The sequence below is a fragment of the Acinetobacter sp. ACZLY 512 genome (assembly GCF_023614015.1).
Taxonomy (GTDB): Bacteria; Pseudomonadota; Gammaproteobacteria; order Pseudomonadales; family Moraxellaceae; genus Acinetobacter; species Acinetobacter soli.
In genome coordinates, this window is sequence record NZ_JAKIVI010000007.1 from 92,899 (window position 1) to 111,042 (window position 18,144).

Sequence of the window (18,144 nt, forward strand, 5' to 3'; positions counted from 1 at the left end):
CTAATGATGGACATGTTCAGGAATGAGAACCGCTTTTATACAGCGGCCTTGTGCCTGGTCTTGTATGGCCTGATTAATCTCACTTAGTGCATACTTTTTGATAAGTTTGTCGAAAGGAAATCTGCCTGCTTGATAATGTTCAATCAATTCTGGCAAGAAGGTATCCAGATCACTATCGCCTTCGATAATGCCATGAATACGGTGACCAAAAGTAATGAGTGATACCAGATTGACATTGAGTGTCGTTTCTACACTGGGCGGAACTCCAACTAGTCCAAGTAAACCATGACTGCCCAATGATGCCAGTGCCGCTTCAACCACTTCACCTCGTCCACTCGATTCAAATGCAAAATCGACACCTTGCGGTAAGATATTGCGGATGTGTTCGGTAATATTACCCTGTGCTGGATCAATCACATGATGCGCACCCAACTCAAGGGCCAGTTCACGACGTGAAGCCATTGGTTCAACTAAAATAATGGTTGCGCACTGTTGAATGACGGCTCCCATCACCGCTGCCAAACCAACAGGCCCCCCGCCAAAAATCGCAATAGTCGAACCTGGAGGGCAAGCCAGTGAACGCATCACCCCTCCTGCACCTGTTTGTAAACCACAACCGAGTGGTCCTAAAATTTCGATCGGTAAATCCTGAGCAACCTTAACAATGTTACGTTCATTGGCAAGCGCATGACTGGCAAAAGAAGATTGTCCGAAGAAATAACCCGATACCGCCTGATCATTTTGTTTTAGCGTAGAGCTTCCATCTGGGCGCGCACCGACATAGTTGAGCTGCGGAAACTGAGTACAATACGGTGGTAACTGTTCTTTACAGCGTGGGCATTCACCACAACTGTTAAAACTCATTAAGACATGATCACCCACGGCTACTTTGGTCACTGCTTTACCAATTTTTTCAACCACACCTGCCCCTTCGTGCCCAAGAACTGCGGGGAGTGGAATCGGAATTAAACGATCACGAGCGACTAAGTCGGTATGACATAACCCCACACCTTCAATACGGACCAAGACTTCATGATCTTTAGGCTCATCAAGTTCAACCTGTTCAATAGTAAAATCCTGATGCGCTTGACGCGCCACAGCTGCTGTAATTTTCATTGTATTATTCCCTTAATCCATTTAATTTTTTAACTTAAAGCCATAATCACAGACTTAGACTCCAGATATGCATCTAAAACTTCCTGTCCATTTTCACGACCTATTCCAGATTGCTTAAAGCCTCCAAATGGGAAGTTCGGATCTGCCAATAAAGCACAATTCACAAACACGGTACCCGCATCCAGCGCTGCTGAAACTTGATGGGCAATGGATAAATCTCGGGTCCAAAGATGTGCTGCCAAACCATAAATGCTGTCATTACTCAGTTGAATGGCTTCATCTAAACTCTGATATGCTGCAGTGGCAAGTACTGGCCCAAATACTTCTTCTTTCATAATCGCGGCATGTGCAGGAACATTTTTTAAAATGGCTGGACGAACGTAAAAACCTTGTTCGGGTAAAGTCATTGCGGATAAATCCAGTGACTCGATTCCCTGTTGCTCTGCTTTATTCAAAAATTCTTGAATACTGTGCTGTTGACGAGCATTAACTACGGGCCCCAATTGCGTATTTGGATCATCGCTAGACCCTATTTTCAGGGTTTTGGTAAATGCTATTAAACGCTCTAACACCTCATCATAAATGTCATGATGCACGTACAAACGTGTTCCTGCATAACAGACTTGTCCTGTATTAAAAAAACAGCCCATCGCAATGGTTGGAATGGCTTTATCCAAATCTGCATCTTTATGCAAAATGACTGGAGACTTTCCGCCAAGTTCTAGCGTTACACGTTTAAAATCGGCGATACTGGCCTGTAAAATAGAACGTCCTGTTTGAGTTGATCCTGTAAAGGCAACTTTAGCAATATCCGGATGAGTAGCCAAAGCTTGACCAATATCACTGTTACCGGTCACGACATTAAAAACGCCTTCGGGAAAACCAATCTCTCGTGCAATTTCTGCCAAACGTAAAGCTGTGAGGGGTGTGTCTGACGCAGGTTTCAGTACAATGCAGCAGCCTGCTGCTAATGCAGGCGCAATTTTCCACATTGACAAAACACTTGGAAAATTCCACGGCGTGATTGCGGCCACCACCCCAACAGGTTGACGACGGCTATACGCATGAAATGAACCCGCAACATTGCTTAGCTCACCTGCGCTACCCATAATTTTACTGGCCCAACCTGCATAATATTTAAGCCAAGCCACTACGGCGGGAATGTCTACTGTTTGTGTGATTGAAATCGGTTTGCCAGCATCTATCGACTCTAATTGCGCCAAACGAGTGCTATCCTTTTCAATTGCATCGGCAAAACGTCGAATTAAATTTTCGCGTTGTAATGGCGCCACCTCATGCCAGGCTGTACTATTTAATCCCTGTTTCGCTACTGCGACAATCGCATTCAAATCTTCCACAGATGCTTTTGGAATATGTGCAATCAAGGTTTCATCACAGGGGTTTATATCCTGAAAGGTCTGATTAACATCCAGTTTTTTACTGCCTGCATACAAAGCCAATTCAGGTAAAAGTTCTTGAAATCTGGCATTCATGTTGGGTCCCTAATTTTTTTGGGACGAATTTCTCAAGTGCATTTGAGTTTGCTCAAATGCAACCTTTAAAAATTCGTGTATAAAATTAATATTAGAGGTCAAACTAAAGGCTAAAGCATGTCGTTTAGTATCTCGTGATTGACCTTGTATTACTCATTTCCTAATGCAGCCGTCGCCTTAAGTCTGACGGATTTTTCCCCATTTTTTTTAAAAACAATCGGGTAAAATGTGATTGTGAATTAAATCCTGACGCCTCAGCCACCATGGAAATAGATAGATCGGAATTATTCAACAAATGCTCTGCCCGCTGTAAACGACATTTCAAGATATATTGGTGAGGAGTAATCCCCGTTGCCTCGCGGAACATACGACAAAAATGGGCAGGCGTTAAATCAATTTCACTTGCAAGGATATCCAAACTAAACTCTTGCTCAGGATGTTCACGGATCATATTTAAAATATGATGCAATCTGTGCGCAGAACAACTTGTTCTTGGAATTTGATCCGTCAGTTGAGTATCAGCACGATTTAAATGTGCGACAAAAGTGGTCATCAGCAAATCAATATATTGATCACGTTCTACACTTTGTGCTTCATACAAACTGGCCAGCATTTGTCTAATCAACGCAATACCCAACGTATCTCTGTATGCAAAACGGACGTCTGTAACGAAATCTCGGATTGCGCGTGGTAAGGTCAGGGTGACAACATCTAATTCACCATTCACTAGCCAGCCAGAAGCAACATGTGCAGGCATATTGGTCATATCACTAGGTTTAGAACCTGTACGACTCCAACATTGACCGTCACGCATATGTACCTGCTGTTTACCACCAATATGAGCAACCAGCATTGGCTCTGGCAATGCGTCTAAATTATAGTGACCCACGAACTGACGCCAACGCATCATTTGCCAGTCACTTTGTTTGTTGACATAACTCACTTCTGGGCGACAACCCAAAGTTTGACTGACGACATCTTCGTTACGAAGTGCTAATCCTTGCATGATGATCTCCTCATTTGGCGACAAGCACCACATTGAGATTCTTTAATCCATTTAAAAAATTAGAACGAAAGCGTCTTGGTTCAGATTTTAATTCGAAACGCTCTACCCGTTCTGCAAGCAACTCGAACACGACTCGCAGTTGCATTTCAGCTAAACGTGAACCGACACATACATGCTGACCAAAACCGAATCCCACATGTTGAAATCCTTTACGTGTAACGTCAAATTCGTCAGGACGTTCAAACACATCTTCGTCACGATTTGCTGAGGAATACCATAGAACAACTTTATCACCCTTGGCAATTTTTTGCTCACCAATCATGGTGTCTTGGGTTGCTGTACGGCGCATATGCAATACAGGTGAAGCATGACGTACCATCTCGGCTGTTGCCGTTTTAAGTAGTTCAGGATTTTGTTTAATTTTGTCCCATTGCTCTGGATTTTTGCAAAAATTGACGATGGTATGACTCATAGAGTTACGAGTAGTTTCGTTGCCACCAACCAATGTTAAAATCAGATTTCCAATAAAATCCCGCAATACAGGCGCTTTACCATCAATAGGAACCGTTGCAAGCAACGTTGCAATATCGTGTCCTGGATGAGCACGTCGCTCTTCAAACAATGCCTGACAAAAGCCCATAAACTCAATCATGGTTTGCTGCATGGCTTCTGGTGATTGTCGAAATTCTGGATCATCTTCACCGACAAAAGCATTGGTCCAGTGATAAAGATCTTTCCAAACATCTGGTTTAACGCCCAATAATTCTGCGAGTGTCAGTAATGGTAACGGTGCCGATAATAACTGCACAATATCCACTTCCTGATCAAATGGAATTTGTTCAATTAATAATTTGGCTCGTTCACGAATTCGATTTTCAATATCGCCAAGTCGCGCTGGTGACAATGCTGGCATGATTGCTTTGCGATATTGAGTGTGAAGCGGTGGGTCAATCGAAATAAACGGGATTCCAACTGCAGATTCCCCTGCACCTGTCAGACCGACTTCATTTTCATTAAAAATACGATGACCACCATTTTCATAAGCCGATGAAAATACGGCAGGATTACGAGATACCTCACAAATATCTTTATGTTTCATCACGGCCCAGAAACCTGAACCATCAACTTCATCATTCCAGTAAACAGGTTGTTCTTTACGAAGCTGCGCAAATAAATCATGAGGGACGCGCTGCTGATATAAATCAGGATCTTTCAAATCAATTCGAGACATTCCTTGCTCCTTAATATTCATTATTTTATTGTGAGATTTTATGTTTCAAAATGCTTTCCCAATACGTAACAGCATGGAAACATCATTTTTAAAGCCCCCTTCAACCTGTACATCGCGTGCCAACATGCCTGTAGCGATGACACCATTTTTAAATGCATGAGTCGTGGTTAAACGAAGTTGTGTTACATCCGTTTTCATGCCTGTGTATTGATCGTTTAGAAACTGTTTGCCACCAAATTTCTTTGAAAAACCAATCGCATAGTTGGTCTGTGCACTAGGCTGATAGCGCAAATAAGCCTGTGCTTGTGAGGATGGATCTGTTTTAACTTCAAAACCATTGTGATCTTTAGTCTTATAAAATCCAACATCATAAGCAGCATCAATTAGAAACCCTTTGCCTAATCCTTGAATTAAACCAATCTGTGGCGTAAGCACCCAAGTGCCTGTACCAATATTCACCTTACCAACATCATAATCGCCTGTCGGTGCTGTCACGTAACCACTTAATGCAATCGTTGTGCCTGTGGGTTCATTTGAGGCTGTGGGATATAAAGTAAAACCAAAATTAAGATCACCTAAACCAGAATTATCAGGTTGATCAATTCCACCTACCGTTGCTTTGTCGACATAACCCGAAGTTAAAAATGTTTGTATGACTGTTTTATAACCTGCGATTTCCTGCCAACTTACTGCGCGTAAAATTCCAGCATAAACCTGAGCATCGGATTGTGGAATTTTACCAACCCCATCGACTTTTAATGTACTGGCATCTTGATAAGCAAAGTAAGCCAGACCGACTTTTGTACCATCTCCTAGCCAAGTAAAATCACCAGGCAACATATCAAAAGCATAACTGCTTACTGAAATGGTAGAACATAATGAACCTAATAATAGGCAATGTTGAACCTTCATAACCTCTCCTTTCCTATTCCTTTTTCGTATTATCTCGGTGAGCAAATTGCTAACCTTTTTTATGTGTCTTGGTATGAAAATAACTGGTTATTTCAAGCCTTGAGCATCTGTTTAAGGCTTATTCCTAAAGCCCTTATTTAGCAGTATAAAGTTCCGCCCTAAGTAATCAATGCACAATCTAACGGCTAAATTTGCACTTTTTTGCGCCCTTAAATATCAAAAAAAGAAGAAGAAAAATTTAAGTACAATTGAAGTGTTTTCAACCTTTAAATAAAAAAATCAGGCTAAAATACGCCTGATTTGTCTGGATAAGCTTGAGATTTGAAATAAAAGCGGCTTCATTTGATGAGTAACTTCTTTACAAGCCTCTAGCTATCACCATCCGCTGTACATCACCAGTTCCTTCATAAATTTGCGTAATTCTTACATCCCGGTAAATTTGCTCAAGAGGAAAATCTTTTAAGTAACCATATCCTCCCAAGGTTTGAATAGCACCTGAACAAACGCGCTCAGCCATTTCAGAGGCAAACAGTTTTGCCATTGATGCTTCCACTAAAGCAGATTGTCCAGCTTCTCGTAAACTTGCTGCATGCCAAACCATTTGTCGTGCTACCGCCACTTGAGTCGCCATATCCGCCAATCTAAAAGCTACAGCCTGATGATTAATGATTGGTTGACCGAATGCATAACGTTCCTTCGCATATCGTACCGCTTCATCTAAGGAAGCCTGCGCCATTCCTACGGATTGCGAGGCAATTCCGATGCGTCCACCAGCCAAATTATCCAATGCAATTTTATATCCCTCGCCCTCTTCACCAAGCAAATAATCTTTGGAAAGCTGTATCTGATCTAGTTGGATTTGCCCTGTATCTGAAGCATGCTGTCCCATCTTTTCTTCAAGTCGTAGTACTGAATAACCAGCAATATCTGTAGGGACAAGAAATGCACTAATACCTTTTTTACCTTTCTCAGGATCTGTCACTGCAAACACAATCACCACATCAGCATGCTGTGCTGAGGTAATAAAGTGCTTACTACCCGTAATAATATAATCATCACCTTTTTTAATTGCTCTGGTTTTTAGATGGCTAGCATCTGTCCCTGCTTGTGGCTCGGTCAGAGCAAACGCACCAAGCATTTCCCCTTGTGCCAAAGGGATCAAAAATTGTTGTTTTTGCTGGTCACTACCATACTTTAAAATCGGCATACACACGACGGAGTTGTGGACGCTCATGATAGTTGAGCAAGCACCATCTGCTGAAGCAATCGCTTCTATCGCACTAGCATATGCCACATAGCCTGTATCAGATCCGCCCCATACTTCTGGAACAAGCATTCCCATCAGGCCTAATTGCCCCATTTCTTGAATCATCTCTATTGGAAATCGGCGTGTTCGGTCCCATTCTGAAGAGTGGGGTTTTATTTTTTCCTGAGCAAATTGTTGCGTCATATCACGGATTTGTTGTTGTGCTTCGCTGAGAATCATCTGCTGTCCCTATAATTAATATAAATGATTAAGCCAAAGTGATTTACATCAGTTCAATTGCCATTGCTAAGGCTTCTCCACCTCCGATACAAATAGCCGCAATCCCGCGTTTTAGTTTATGTTGTTTAAGGGCATGGATCAGTGTTACTACGATTCTTGCACCCGATGTTCCAAGTGGATGTCCTAGGGCACATGCACCACCATGAATATTGAGTTTTTCATGTGGAATATCTAGCTCATGCATGGCAATCATTGGAACAATGGCAAATGCTTCATTGATTTCAAATAAATCGACTTGGTCAATCGTCCAGTTACACTGTTGAAGCAATTTTTGAATCGCGAATACGGAGGCGGTGGTAAACAAATGTGTTTCACCCGCATACACTGCCTGATCCACAATGCGTGCTAAAGGCTGAAATCCCTTAGCCTTAGCATAACTTGCACGTGTCAGTAAAAGTGCTGCTGCACCATCTGAAATCGAACTGGCATTCGCAGCAGTAATGGTTCCATCTGCGCGAAAAGCAGGTTTAAATTGTGGAATTTTGTCTAGTTTGGCTTTAAGCGGTTGTTCGTCTTGATGAATCGTGAGTGCTTGTGTTTTTTGCTGCACGGTCACTGGCACAATTTCAGCAGCAAATTGACCAGTTTTGATCGCATCACATGCACGTTGGAGTGAATCAATGGCAAAGGCATCCTGCTGTGCACGGTCAAACTGATAATATTGTGCACTATCTTCGGCAAAACTCCCCATGAGGCGACCAGAAGTATATGCATCTTCTAGACCATCTAAAAACATATGATCCAGTAATTTGTTATGTCCCATGCGATAGCCTGAACGAGCGCGATTGAGCAAATAAGGTGTATTGGACATGCTTTCCATACCGCCTGCAATGACCACTTTGGCTTGTTCGGTCTGAATTAGATTTTTTGCAAAAATTAAACTTTGCATACCCGAACCACAAACTTTATTGATGGTCGTGCAGGCTACGGAAGGAGGTAATTGTGCTTTTAATGCGGCTTGTCGAGCTGGTGCCTGCCCTTGTCCAGCAGGAAGGACACAGCCCATGATTACCTGATCAACCTGCTTTGGATCGATGCAACTTTGTTTGACGACTTGTTGTATGACGAATTTACCTAAATCACTGGCCGTTAAACTTTGTAATTCGCCTAGAAATCCACCGATTGGAGTACGCACTGCGCTTAAAATCACGATATCGTCATGCATGGCCATCTCCTGTGTCATATCGAGTCTGGGTTGAAGAAGCCAAATACACTTTATAATCTTCAATCAGTTTACGTTTCAGTATTTTCCCCGTCGCTTCTCTTGGAAAGTTTTGACTAAACTCAAAAACCTGTGGGCATTTCACGCTTCCTAAAGATTGACGCACAAATTGTTTGAGTTTCTGGGCTTCATCTGCACTGGACAAAATACAGGCTTTGAGCTGAACAACCGCAACCACTTTTTCGCCCATTTCGTCATCAGGAATACCAAAAACGGCGGCATCATTTACATCAGGATGTGTTATTAATAGATTTTCGATTTCTTGAGGATAAATATTGACTCCACCCGAAATAATCATGAAGTTTTTACGATCGGTCAGATATAAGTAGCCATCTTCATCCATCCAGCCAATATCGCCCAATGTGGCCCAACCTTGCTTGCTATAGGCTGTTTTAGTTTTTTCAGCGTCTTTGTAGTATTCAAACTGTGGGCCATCCGCAAAATAAATATCACCAATTTGCCCCACAGCCAGTTCGTTCTGCTGTTCATCAAGTATCTTAATTTTTCCTAGTACTGCTTTACCCACTGAGCCTGGTTTATTGAGCCATTCAACTGAATCCAATGCAGTAATCCCACATTGTTCAGTGCCTGAATAATATTCATGGAGAAGTGGGCCCCACCATTCAATCATTGCTTGCTTAACTGGTACAGGACATGGTGCAGCTGCATGAATGACAGCTTTGAGCGAGGATGAATTAAAACTCAGACGTCTGGTTTCTGGCAAGTTAAGTAAACGAATGAAATGTGTCGGCACAAAGGTGGCATGACTGATCTGATATTGCTCAATTAAATTGAGTGTTTGCTCTGCATCAAACTTATCCATTATCACAACAGTTCCACCAAAACGATGAACAGCTAGGGCCCATCGTAACGGCGCAGCATGATAAAGCGGTGAGGTCGATAAATACAAAGTGTCTTGACCCATTTGGTATAAAGTACGTCCCATCGACATCAGTGGCACTGGCTGCATCAAATCACCTTCAGGTAAAGGCGGACGTACACCTTTAGGGCGACCAGTAGAACCAGAGGAGTACAACATATCTCCGCCTGGACTTGGGTCTGTAATATCACCTTCCGAACACTGGCTGAGTGCCTGTGTGAAAGAAGCCACTGAGGTTTTTGGTCCTGTGGCATATAAATAGACATAATCCAGCTGACTCAGTTTGAGTGCTTCTAAAGCGGTATCGACCAATGATTTTGAGACAATCAATATCTTGCTATCTGAATTATCTAAAATATAAGCCAGATCTTTTGCGGAGGTTTTACACGAAATCGCGGTAAGATAAAGTCCTGAACGCTGTGCTCCCCACGCCACCGTAAAGATATCAATACTGTTTTCAAGCAATATTGAAACAACATCACCACGTTTGAGGCCGTGTTGACGAAATAAATGTGCGCAGCGATTTGCCAATGCATTCATTTGTGCATAGCTTAGTACCTGTTGCGTACTGGCAAAGATGCAAGCAGCTTTATCTGGGGTGTTCTGTGCATGAACCATTGGATGCATCTTTTGATCCTCATTCCATGTGACATTTTTAATTTGAAAATTAACGTCCTTTCCATTCTGGTACACGTTTCTGGGCAAATGCTCTCGGCCCTTCAATGGCATCTTCTGAATTCAGCATGCGTTGCATCGCATCATATTGCCATTGCTCCTGCATGGCTTGTTCAACCGAACTCTCCAATCCTCTTAACACAGCTTGCTTGGTAGCACGTATCGCTAGTGGACTACATGCCAAGATTTCATTTGCCCATCTTTTCGCTGCTTCAAGTACAGATCCACTGGTTACTTCATTGACAAAACCAAGCTCGAATCCTTCTTTTGCCGATACCCGACGTCCTGTAAATAACATTCCCATACTTCTTTTTAACCCAATGACTTGAGGTAAACGTTGCATTCCACCTGCCAAGGCAGCCAAACCGACTCTTGGCTCAGGCAAAGCAAAAACAGCATTTTCAGATGCAATAATTAAGTCGCAAGCTAAAGCCAGCTCAAACCCACCACCCATTGCGACGCCATTTACAGCAGCAATGACAGGTTTAGTTAAATCGAAACGTGCTGTTAAACCTGCAAAACCTGATTGCGGTGTCACCAGACCACCACCTGCTGCTTGTTGTTTTAAATCATGACCTGCACAAAACGCTTTTTCCCCCATACCCGTCACAATCGCAACCCATTGCTCATCATCATTTTGAAATTGATCAAAAGCTTGAGCCAACTCCTCATGGGCAGATGCATTTAATGCATTAAAACTTGCAGGACGATTGAGAGTAATAATTGTTAAATGTTGCTGTTTTTCAACCTGAATAAAGTGGTATTCCATTGCCACTCTCCTTAGATTTTTTAATTGATAATTTAAATAAATTGGTTAAGACGCTCACGAATAATCTGATTGGCATCACTAACAATGCGTTGCAGTAATTCATGACAACTCGGAATATCTTGAATCAAGCCCTGTACTTGCCCAGCCCAGATCAGACCCGCATTCAAATCACCAGTTTCCAGTGCTTGACGACCCTTAATACCCGATACATAACCCCGTATATCTTCAAACTGACTGTTAAGCTGGCTTGAAATTTCGACCACACGATCTGACACACTATTTTTAGCAACTCGTCCAGTATTGTGAAATTTTCTGAAAATTAAATGGGTTGAACGCTCATCATTATTTACAATAAATTGCTTAATCGTTTCGTGGATTGGCGCTTCTTTGGTGGCACAAAAACGTGTACCCATGTTAATACCTTCGGCTCCTAGAGCTAGAGCAGCCACCAACCCGCGACCATCAGCAATCCCACCACTGGCAATCATTGGAATCGTTATTTGATTGGCTGCAGCAGGAATCAACACTAAGCCGGGTACATCGTCTTCACCAGGATGTCCCGCACATTCAAATCCATCGATTGAAATAATATCTGCACCCATTTTTTCAGCCGAGATTGCGTGGCGTACCGATGTACATTTATGCAGAATTTTTATCCCATGTTTTTTAAACTCATGAATGTGTTCTTGTGGTTTTCCACCTGCGGTTTCTACAATTTTGATTCCGCTTTCAATAATCGCTTGACGATATTCAGCATATGGGGGTGGATTGACTGAAGGTAATATAGTTAAGTTAACCCCAAAAGGCTTGTCAGTTTGATCACGACAACGTTGAATTTCTTTTACCAAATCCTCAGGCGTTGGCTGCGTTAATGCGGTTAGAATTCCTAATCCTCCCGCATTGGAGACTGCGCTGGCCAATTCAGCGCGTCCAACCCACATCATCCCGCCTTGAATAATCGGATATTCAATTTCAAGCAACTCGGTAACACGTGTTTGCAGTTTCATGAGTAAGCCTCCAAAATAGTGACATTTGCCATACCACCACCTTCACACATAGTTTGCAGACCATAACGCTTACCTTCTCTATGTAATGCATGAATTAATGTGGTCATGAGTTTGGTTCCTGATGAGCCCAGTGGATGCCCCAATGCAATTGCCCCCCCATGAATATTCAGCGCTTCAGGATTTGCATTCAAAGCTTGTAACCATGCCAGAGGCACAGGTGCAAAAGCTTCATTGACTTCATACAAATCAATATCAGTAATTTTAAGTCCCGCTTTTTTTAAAGCTTTTTGCGTGGCAAAAATTGGCTCTTCCAGCATTATCACTGGGTCACCTGCACTAACGCTCATATGTACTAGGCGTGCTTTAGGAGTTAGACCATACGCTTTAAGCGCACGTTCACTGACGATAAGTACAGCACTTGCTCCATCACAAATCTGACTGGCATTTGCAGCTGTCACTACACCATTTTCCACTAAGGGTTTAACTGCTGAGATAGATTCAAGATTGGCATCAAAACGAATGCCTTCATCAACACGATGCACTTCATCATCTGTCTGAAGTGCAATAATTTCATTTTCAAAAGCACCCGTTTCGGTAGCTTGAATTGCACGTTGATGACTCAATAAAGCAAATTGATCTAGTTGCTCACGCTTAAAGCCATATTTCTTGGCCATCATTTCAGCGCCTGTAAATTGGCTAAACTCATCAACAGCAAACCGCGCTTTAATTCGAGGGCTTAAAGGATCGGCGGGGAGTCCAGCTTTAGCATGTAAGCTCGCATTACTCAACATCGGTGTACGCGTCATACTTTCGACACCACCTGCAATCACAACATCCTGCATGCCTGATAAAATCGCTTGAGCAGCAAATTGCACGGCTTGTTGCGAGCTACCGCATTGCCTATCAATTGTGACACCAGGTACATGAATCGGTAATTTGGAAGCAAGTACAATATTTCTGGCAAATGCAAAAGTTTGTTCACCTGCCTGAGTAACACATCCAAAAATCGCATCATCAATAATATTCGGATCAATACCTGTACGATCCAACAAAGCATTAATGACTTCTGCACCCATATCAACAGGATGCCAGCTAGCCAGTTTACCGTTGCGCCGACCACCTGCCGTGCGTACTGCATCTACAATATAGGCAATATTCATATTTAATTATCCTGATTAAATTGTGGGATACGTTTTTCTAAAAATGCCGCAAGCCCCTCTTTGGCAGGCTCACCCAGACTAATCCCTGCAATTTTGCGTGCTTCAAGCTCTAAGTGCGTTTCAGGGGTATTTTGATGACTATTGAGCAGCAGTTGTTTAACATTCGACAATGCAGGTGTGGAACTATTCAGCAATTGCTCAATCAAAGCAGTTTGACGCTTTTGCAGTTGCTCAGTGGTGACCACTTCACTGATCAGACCGATTTGATCTGCTTCAGCAGCGCTCAGTTTTTGATTGAGCATTAAAATCTGTTGGGCTTTGCGTAAACCGACCAATTTAGGCAAATGCCATGTCAATCCAGCGTCTGGACTTAAACCAATCGCCCCATAAGATGGTGTAAATTGTGCATTTTCAACTGCAATAACCACATCCCCAATCAGCGCCAGACTCATACCAGCACCTGCTGCAGTCCCATTGACCACCACCAATAAAGGCTTGTTCATACGCATAAATCGCGAAATGGCTAAATGTAAAATACCCGCAAGCTCACTTAAAAAAGCAGGAATGTGTGCTTGAGCTTCGGTGAATGCGGTAATATCACCTCCAGCACAGAAAAAACGTCCAGCCCCTGTAAGGACAACACAGCGAATGCTTTGATCCTGATCACATTGAATTGCAGCATGGAGTAGCGCTTGTGCAAGCGCCAAATCAATTGCATTGCCTTGCTGGGGACGATTTAAAGTTAAATACGCCACACCTTTTTCTACTTCAACTAAAAGATGCTGACTCATTGGCAGGCCTCCATTGCTTCACGCGCGAGACGTGCCAAGATAGGGAAGCTTTTAGCACGTTCCTGGGCATGAATGGAGGCCGCAGATCCACGAATGACACGTCCTTTAATGCCATGAAAAATTGCCGCCAAGCGGAAAAAATTAAATGCGACATAAAATTTCCATTGTGAAATACTCTGTCGGCCTGTGCGTGCACAGTAACTTTCTATATATTCTTGCTCTGTCGGAATATTCATAGCTTCAATATCGGTATCGGCCAGACCCGCGACAATGTCGGGCGGCATTTGATACATCATAGCGTGGTAGGCAAAATCAGCGAGGGGATGACCTAATGTTGATAACTCCCAATCCAGAACAGCCAAAATTTTGGGTTCAGTGGGATGAAAAATCATGTTGTCGCAGCGAAAATCACCATGAACGATGCGAGTTTCATCCCCTTTTGGAATGTGCTTCGGTAACCATTCAATCAGCATATCCATATTAGAATCGTGCCCTGCTTCAGGGTCATCAAGATACTGTTTTGACCAACGTGCAATCTGTCGTTCAAAATAATTGCCAGACTTACCATAATCCTCAAGCTGCAACGCAATGGGATCGAGGCTATGTAATTTAGCAATAGTTTGATTCATGGCATCAAAATATAAAGGACGCTGTTGTAGAGATACCTCTGCAAAAGATGCATCCCAAAAAATTCGTCCTTCGACTTTATCCATAACGTAAAACTCAGTTCCCAGAATCGAAGTATCGGTACAGAGTCCATGAATTTTAGCCACAGGAAAACCTGTTTGATATAAAGTAGTTTGAATACGTGCTTCTCGCTCTACCGCATGTGCCCCCTTTAATGCACCATTGGGCTTTTTACGCAGTACATAACTTGCATCAGGGGTCTTGATTTGATACGTCGGAACAGATTGACCACCTTTAAACTGACTAATTTCAATATCACCTGAAAAACCAATCACATGAGCTTGCATCCATTCAATTACAGCATGCTTATTCAGTTCCATACCTGCTCTTACGGCAGAAACCCCGGTATTGGCTTGCGCATTTAAACTCGTCATCACTCAGCCTCCTTGCTGCTGTTGCTTGTTTCGTTTCAGCCAATCTCGCTTAATTTTCTTTGCAATTGACCACTTATGTACTTCGGTCGGACCGTCATAAATACGAAAGGCTCGAATCTCACGGAATACTTGCTCGACAATGGTTTGCTCGGTCAAACCAGAGCCACCCATCACTTGTACACAACGATCAGCCACTCGCATTAAGGTTTCACTCACCGATACCTTTGCCATCGAACTTTCAAATGTACCCAATTCACCCTGATCTAAAACCGAGGCACACCAATCAATCATGAGTTCAACCTGCTTTAGATCAATAAGGTTTTCGGCCAGCATAAAGCTGCATCCTTCATGATCAATCAGCAACTGTCCAAATGCCTTACGCTGATTGGCATATTCGGTCGCAATTTCATTGGCACGCAAACAGGCACCATACCAGCGCATACAATGCGAAAGACGGGCTGGAGAAAGCCGAACCTGCGCATATTTAAAACCTTCACCCGGTTCACCTAGCATTTGTTGTGCTGGCACTCGCAAGTCATTCATCCATAATGTTGCATGCCCACCTGGCATTGAGCTGTCAATGGTACGCGGTACTTGCTCAATCTGGATCGCAGGATGCGGCAATTCGACCAGAAACATACAAGCACCTTGTTCTGCCTTGGCCATAATGATGCCGATCTGTGCACCATCTGCACCGGTAATAAAGGCTTTTCGGCCACGAATGACCCATTCATCACCCTCTTTCCAACAAAGCGTTTGCATCATAGATGGATCAGAACCTGCACCATTTTCTTGTGCGGGTTCGGTCATAAAAAAAGCAGAACGTACATTCCCTTCTACCAAAGGCTTTAGAAATTTTTGCTTGATAAAATCACTACCTACTTGACCTAACAGATACATATTGCCTTCGTCAGGCGCAGCAGTATGACAAGCCAAAGGCCCTAAGGGTGACAAACCCGTTTTAATCAAAACTTGCGCTGTTCCACGCTGACTTAAATGTGTGCCATCAGGCAAAATATGTGGCGTAAGAACCCCTGCCTCACGCGCTTTCTCTCGCAGTTCGACAACTAATTCTTCGGTTGGACAATTGTGATGATCACGCCGTGGGTCACGCTCATATGGAATCACCACTTCACGTACAAACTTTTCAACCTTAATAGCTATTTCATGTGCCAGATTTAAATCATCAATCATCATTTTGCTGTCATCCGTATAGCGCCATCTAAACGGATAACTTCGCCATTAAGCATGGGATTGAGAATGATACTTTCGACTAATTGAGCAAACTCATCAGGTTGTCCCAAACGGCTTGGAAATGGTACTTGAGCGCCTAATGAATCTTGAACATCTTGCGGTAAAGTAGCCAATAATGGGGTGAGAAAAATCCCAGGTGCAATGGTCATGACTCGAATGCCATAACGTGCAAACTCACGTGCTAAAGGTAAAGTCATACCTACTACACCTGCTTTAGAGGCTGCATAAGCGGGCTGACCAATTTGCCCATCAAATGCAGCAACACTGGCCGTATTGATAATCACACCACGTTCTTCACCAATAACTTCGTCTTTATGTAATCGGGCTGCAAATTTTGATAAGACATTAAAGGTACCATTTAGATTGATATTAATAATCTTGCTAAATGCGGATAAAGCCAATGCATTACCTTCACGATCAATGGCTTTACCAGGAGGACCGATACCTGCACAATTCACCACCACACGTACTTTTTTCTTATAAAATTCTTCAGCCTGTTGAAAAGCCTGATTAATCTGTTCTTCATTGGTTACATCGGCTTGTACAAATAGACCACTGACCTGAAGCGCAAGTTGTTCACCTAATGATTGATTTAAATCGACAATAACTAACTGTGCTCCTTGCTTAGCAAGCCGCTGTACAACTGCCTCGCCTAAACCAGAAGCACCACCTGCTACTAATACAACATTTCCTTTGAGCTGCATTTTTACTCCATTTAATTCATTAATAAGTATTATTCTTAGGAGTGAAAATAAGAGTCTGATAAATCAAAGTCAACGTAATGAAAAGAATGATCAAAAAGAGTAAATAAAATGATCACATAAATAAATTTCAGAGTAATTTCAAATATTTCGGAGCTATTTTAAGAATAGATAAATTATGATTTGATTTAAATCTCAGATATAAATAGAAGTTTTTCCAAATTAAATCTTAGTTTTAAAGGTCTTTGTTGCAAAAACATTCAAAAGCTAAACTTTCCCCAAGTTATCCAAATCTAAGTGACAACTTGGGTGTGAGGTCGGCCCAACTTCGTAAATTTATTTAATACAGCCACACGTGCATGCATCTCATTGACTTGGCTTTGGAAATTCCTTGCGCTAAGCCTATCACCGAATAATTTGATGAAATGCATCTTGGTTTCTACCAAACTTCGGGCATGATAGCCTGACCTTTTTTCCATAGTGTCCTGTCTAAACGTTTAACTGTTCGAATTAATTCATTTCGCTTTAGCGAGCTCGTCTTTGTATCTTTACAAGGTTTCGCATTTTTTCTGGGTGGAATCACCGTATGCGCTTGTCGATCTGCGATTACCTGACGGCATTGATTGGTGTCATAAGCCCCATCAGTATAGACGAGACGGAGTCAATCTGTTCTTCTTGTGGAATCTGATCCAGTAAATCACCAAGCACCTGTGAATCACTCACATTGTTGGTTGTGAGCTGAATAGTGCGTATTTGAAGGGTTTCAGTATCGATACCAATTGTAATTTACGCCATTCGCGACGATATTCAGGCTGATGTTTTTTACGTTTCCATTCGCCTTCACCTAAAAACTTTAAGCCTGTAGAATCAACGAGTAGGTGTGGAGACCATTACTGCTTTTTTGATAGTTAATTGCAATATCAATATGCTTTTGTCTTCTACAAATAGTGGAATAATCTGGGGCTGTCCAATCTAATCTAGAAAGATGAATAAGACTTTGAACAAAGCCAGTGACCATACGTAAAGACAGACGTAATGGAGATTTGATCATTAAACAGTATTGAATCGCTAAATCGAATAGGTTTGATTTGGTACATGCTTGGCTTTTGGTTGAGCGTACCATTAAGTTTTGGGATCAAACCAAATAGAGATATTTCCTCGATTTATTAATGCTCTGTTATAAGAAGGCCAATTGGTTGTACGATAGATTTTAGGTATGGGCTTATTCATTTGAGAATTATAATGTTAAATAAGCCTTTAACGGTAGGTTTGTGCAACAAAGCCTAGTTAACTTAAACGATGAGGAGATAAATAAAATCT

The 18,144-nt window shown here is 42.4% G+C and carries 15 protein-coding genes and 1 pseudogene; all 16 read right to left on the minus strand.

The features are described 5' to 3' along the window. A complete protein-coding gene (locus L2096_RS09415) occupies positions 1–1,116 on the minus strand; it encodes an NAD(P)-dependent alcohol dehydrogenase (protein WP_250365289.1) in 1,116 nt (371 codons plus the stop codon). A 29-nt stretch (positions 1,117–1,145) separates the two neighbouring features. Next, a complete protein-coding gene (locus tag L2096_RS09420; protein WP_250365290.1) occupies positions 1,146–2,609 on the minus strand; it encodes an aldehyde dehydrogenase family protein in 1,464 nt (487 codons plus the stop codon). Positions 2,610–2,769: 160 nt separating this feature from the next. Further along, on the minus strand, positions 2,770–3,615 hold the full coding sequence (locus tag L2096_RS09425; protein WP_119689649.1) for a helix-turn-helix domain-containing protein: 846 nt from the start codon (positions 3,613–3,615) through the stop codon (positions 2,770–2,772). A 10-nt stretch (positions 3,616–3,625) separates the two neighbouring features. Beyond that, positions 3,626–4,846, minus strand: coding sequence for a cytochrome P450 (locus tag L2096_RS09430; protein ID WP_151795738.1), 1,221 nt, complete (start codon positions 4,844–4,846; stop codon positions 3,626–3,628). Positions 4,847–4,891: 45 nt separating this feature from the next. After that, positions 4,892–5,758: a transporter gene (locus L2096_RS09435; protein WP_151815871.1), complete on the minus strand. Its 867-nt coding sequence runs from the start codon at positions 5,756–5,758 to the stop codon at positions 4,892–4,894. A gap of 358 nt (positions 5,759–6,116) precedes the next feature. Beyond that, complete coding sequence (locus L2096_RS09440) at positions 6,117–7,244, minus strand: acyl-CoA dehydrogenase family protein (RefSeq protein WP_250365291.1); 1,128 nt, start codon at positions 7,242–7,244, stop codon at positions 6,117–6,119. 43 nt (positions 7,245–7,287) lie between these two features. Further along, the gene (locus L2096_RS09445; protein ID WP_250365292.1) at positions 7,288–8,469 is read right to left on the minus strand and encodes an acetyl-CoA C-acyltransferase; all 1,182 of its coding nucleotides are present in this window, start codon (positions 8,467–8,469) and stop codon (positions 7,288–7,290) included. Next, entirely contained in the window at positions 8,462–10,033 is a 1,572-nt protein-coding gene (locus L2096_RS09450) for an acyl-CoA synthetase (protein ID WP_250365293.1), read from the minus strand. The genes L2096_RS09445 and L2096_RS09450 overlap by 8 nt, the downstream gene beginning before the upstream one ends. 40 nt (positions 10,034–10,073) lie before the next feature. Beyond that, entirely contained in the window at positions 10,074–10,850 is a 777-nt protein-coding gene (locus L2096_RS09455; protein ID WP_250365294.1) for an enoyl-CoA hydratase-related protein, read from the minus strand. A 32-nt stretch (positions 10,851–10,882) separates the two neighbouring features. Then, positions 10,883–11,857 carry an NAD(P)H-dependent flavin oxidoreductase gene (locus L2096_RS09460; RefSeq protein ID WP_119689656.1) on the minus strand — a complete coding sequence of 325 codons (975 nt, stop codon included), beginning with the start codon at positions 11,855–11,857 and terminating at the stop codon, positions 10,883–10,885. Continuing rightward, positions 11,854–13,017, minus strand: a complete 1,164-nt coding sequence (locus tag L2096_RS09465) for an acetyl-CoA C-acetyltransferase (RefSeq protein WP_250365295.1) — start codon at positions 13,015–13,017, stop codon at positions 11,854–11,856. The genes L2096_RS09460 and L2096_RS09465 overlap by 4 nt, the downstream gene beginning before the upstream one ends. A gap of 2 nt (positions 13,018–13,019) precedes the next feature. Next, complete coding sequence (locus L2096_RS09470) at positions 13,020–13,808, minus strand: enoyl-CoA hydratase/isomerase family protein (protein ID WP_250365296.1); 789 nt, start codon at positions 13,806–13,808, stop codon at positions 13,020–13,022. Further along, positions 13,805–14,869: a phosphotransferase family protein gene (locus L2096_RS09475; protein ID WP_250365297.1), complete on the minus strand. Its 1,065-nt coding sequence runs from the start codon at positions 14,867–14,869 to the stop codon at positions 13,805–13,807. The genes L2096_RS09470 and L2096_RS09475 overlap by 4 nt, the downstream gene beginning before the upstream one ends. Positions 14,870–14,872: 3 nt before the next feature. Next, a complete protein-coding gene (locus L2096_RS09480) occupies positions 14,873–16,066 on the minus strand; it encodes an acyl-CoA dehydrogenase family protein (protein WP_250365298.1) in 1,194 nt (397 codons plus the stop codon). Beyond that, positions 16,063–16,827 carry an SDR family NAD(P)-dependent oxidoreductase gene (locus L2096_RS09485; protein ID WP_151795747.1) on the minus strand — a complete coding sequence of 255 codons (765 nt, stop codon included), beginning with the start codon at positions 16,825–16,827 and terminating at the stop codon, positions 16,063–16,065. Before L2096_RS09485 ends, L2096_RS09480 begins: the two co-directional genes overlap by 4 nt. A 290-nt stretch (positions 16,828–17,117) precedes the next feature. Beyond that, positions 17,118–18,054, minus strand: a pseudogene (locus L2096_RS09490) (IS5 family transposase). Positions 18,055–18,144: the final 90 nt, after the last annotated feature.

What these genes read in the sequence shown, in the direction of transcription:
- L2096_RS09430 (WP_151795738.1), bottom strand. Translation starts at nt 4,846, where the DNA reads ATGTCTCGAATTGATTTGAAAGATCCTGATTTATATCAGCAGCGCGTC.
- L2096_RS09460 (WP_119689656.1), bottom strand. Translation starts at nt 11,857, where the DNA reads ATGAAACTGCAAACACGTGTTACCGAGTTGCTTGAAATTGAATATCCG.
- L2096_RS09425 (WP_119689649.1), bottom strand. Translation starts at nt 3,615, where the DNA reads ATGCAAGGATTAGCACTTCGTAACGAAGATGTCGTCAGTCAAACTTTG.
- L2096_RS09470 (WP_250365296.1), bottom strand. Translation starts at nt 13,808, where the DNA reads ATGAGTCAGCATCTTTTAGTTGAAGTAGAAAAAGGTGTGGCGTATTTA.
- L2096_RS09455 (WP_250365294.1), bottom strand. Translation starts at nt 10,850, where the DNA reads ATGGAATACCACTTTATTCAGGTTGAAAAACAGCAACATTTAACAATT.
- L2096_RS09480 (WP_250365298.1), bottom strand. Translation starts at nt 16,066, where the DNA reads ATGATGATTGATGATTTAAATCTGGCACATGAAATAGCTATTAAGGTT.
- L2096_RS09465 (WP_250365295.1), bottom strand. Translation starts at nt 13,017, where the DNA reads ATGAATATTGCCTATATTGTAGATGCAGTACGCACGGCAGGTGGTCGG.
- L2096_RS09420 (WP_250365290.1), bottom strand. Translation starts at nt 2,609, where the DNA reads ATGAATGCCAGATTTCAAGAACTTTTACCTGAATTGGCTTTGTATGCA.
- L2096_RS09435 (WP_151815871.1), bottom strand. Translation starts at nt 5,758, where the DNA reads ATGAAGGTTCAACATTGCCTATTATTAGGTTCATTATGTTCTACCATT.
- L2096_RS09415 (WP_250365289.1), bottom strand. Translation starts at nt 1,116, where the DNA reads ATGAAAATTACAGCAGCTGTGGCGCGTCAAGCGCATCAGGATTTTACT.
- L2096_RS09475 (WP_250365297.1), bottom strand. Translation starts at nt 14,869, where the DNA reads ATGACGAGTTTAAATGCGCAAGCCAATACCGGGGTTTCTGCCGTAAGA.
- L2096_RS09485 (WP_151795747.1), bottom strand. Translation starts at nt 16,827, where the DNA reads ATGCAGCTCAAAGGAAATGTTGTATTAGTAGCAGGTGGTGCTTCTGGT.
- L2096_RS09445 (WP_250365292.1), bottom strand. Translation starts at nt 8,469, where the DNA reads ATGCATGACGATATCGTGATTTTAAGCGCAGTGCGTACTCCAATCGGT.
- L2096_RS09440 (WP_250365291.1), bottom strand. Translation starts at nt 7,244, where the DNA reads ATGATTCTCAGCGAAGCACAACAACAAATCCGTGATATGACGCAACAA.
- L2096_RS09450 (WP_250365293.1), bottom strand. Translation starts at nt 10,033, where the DNA reads ATGCATCCAATGGTTCATGCACAGAACACCCCAGATAAAGCTGCTTGC.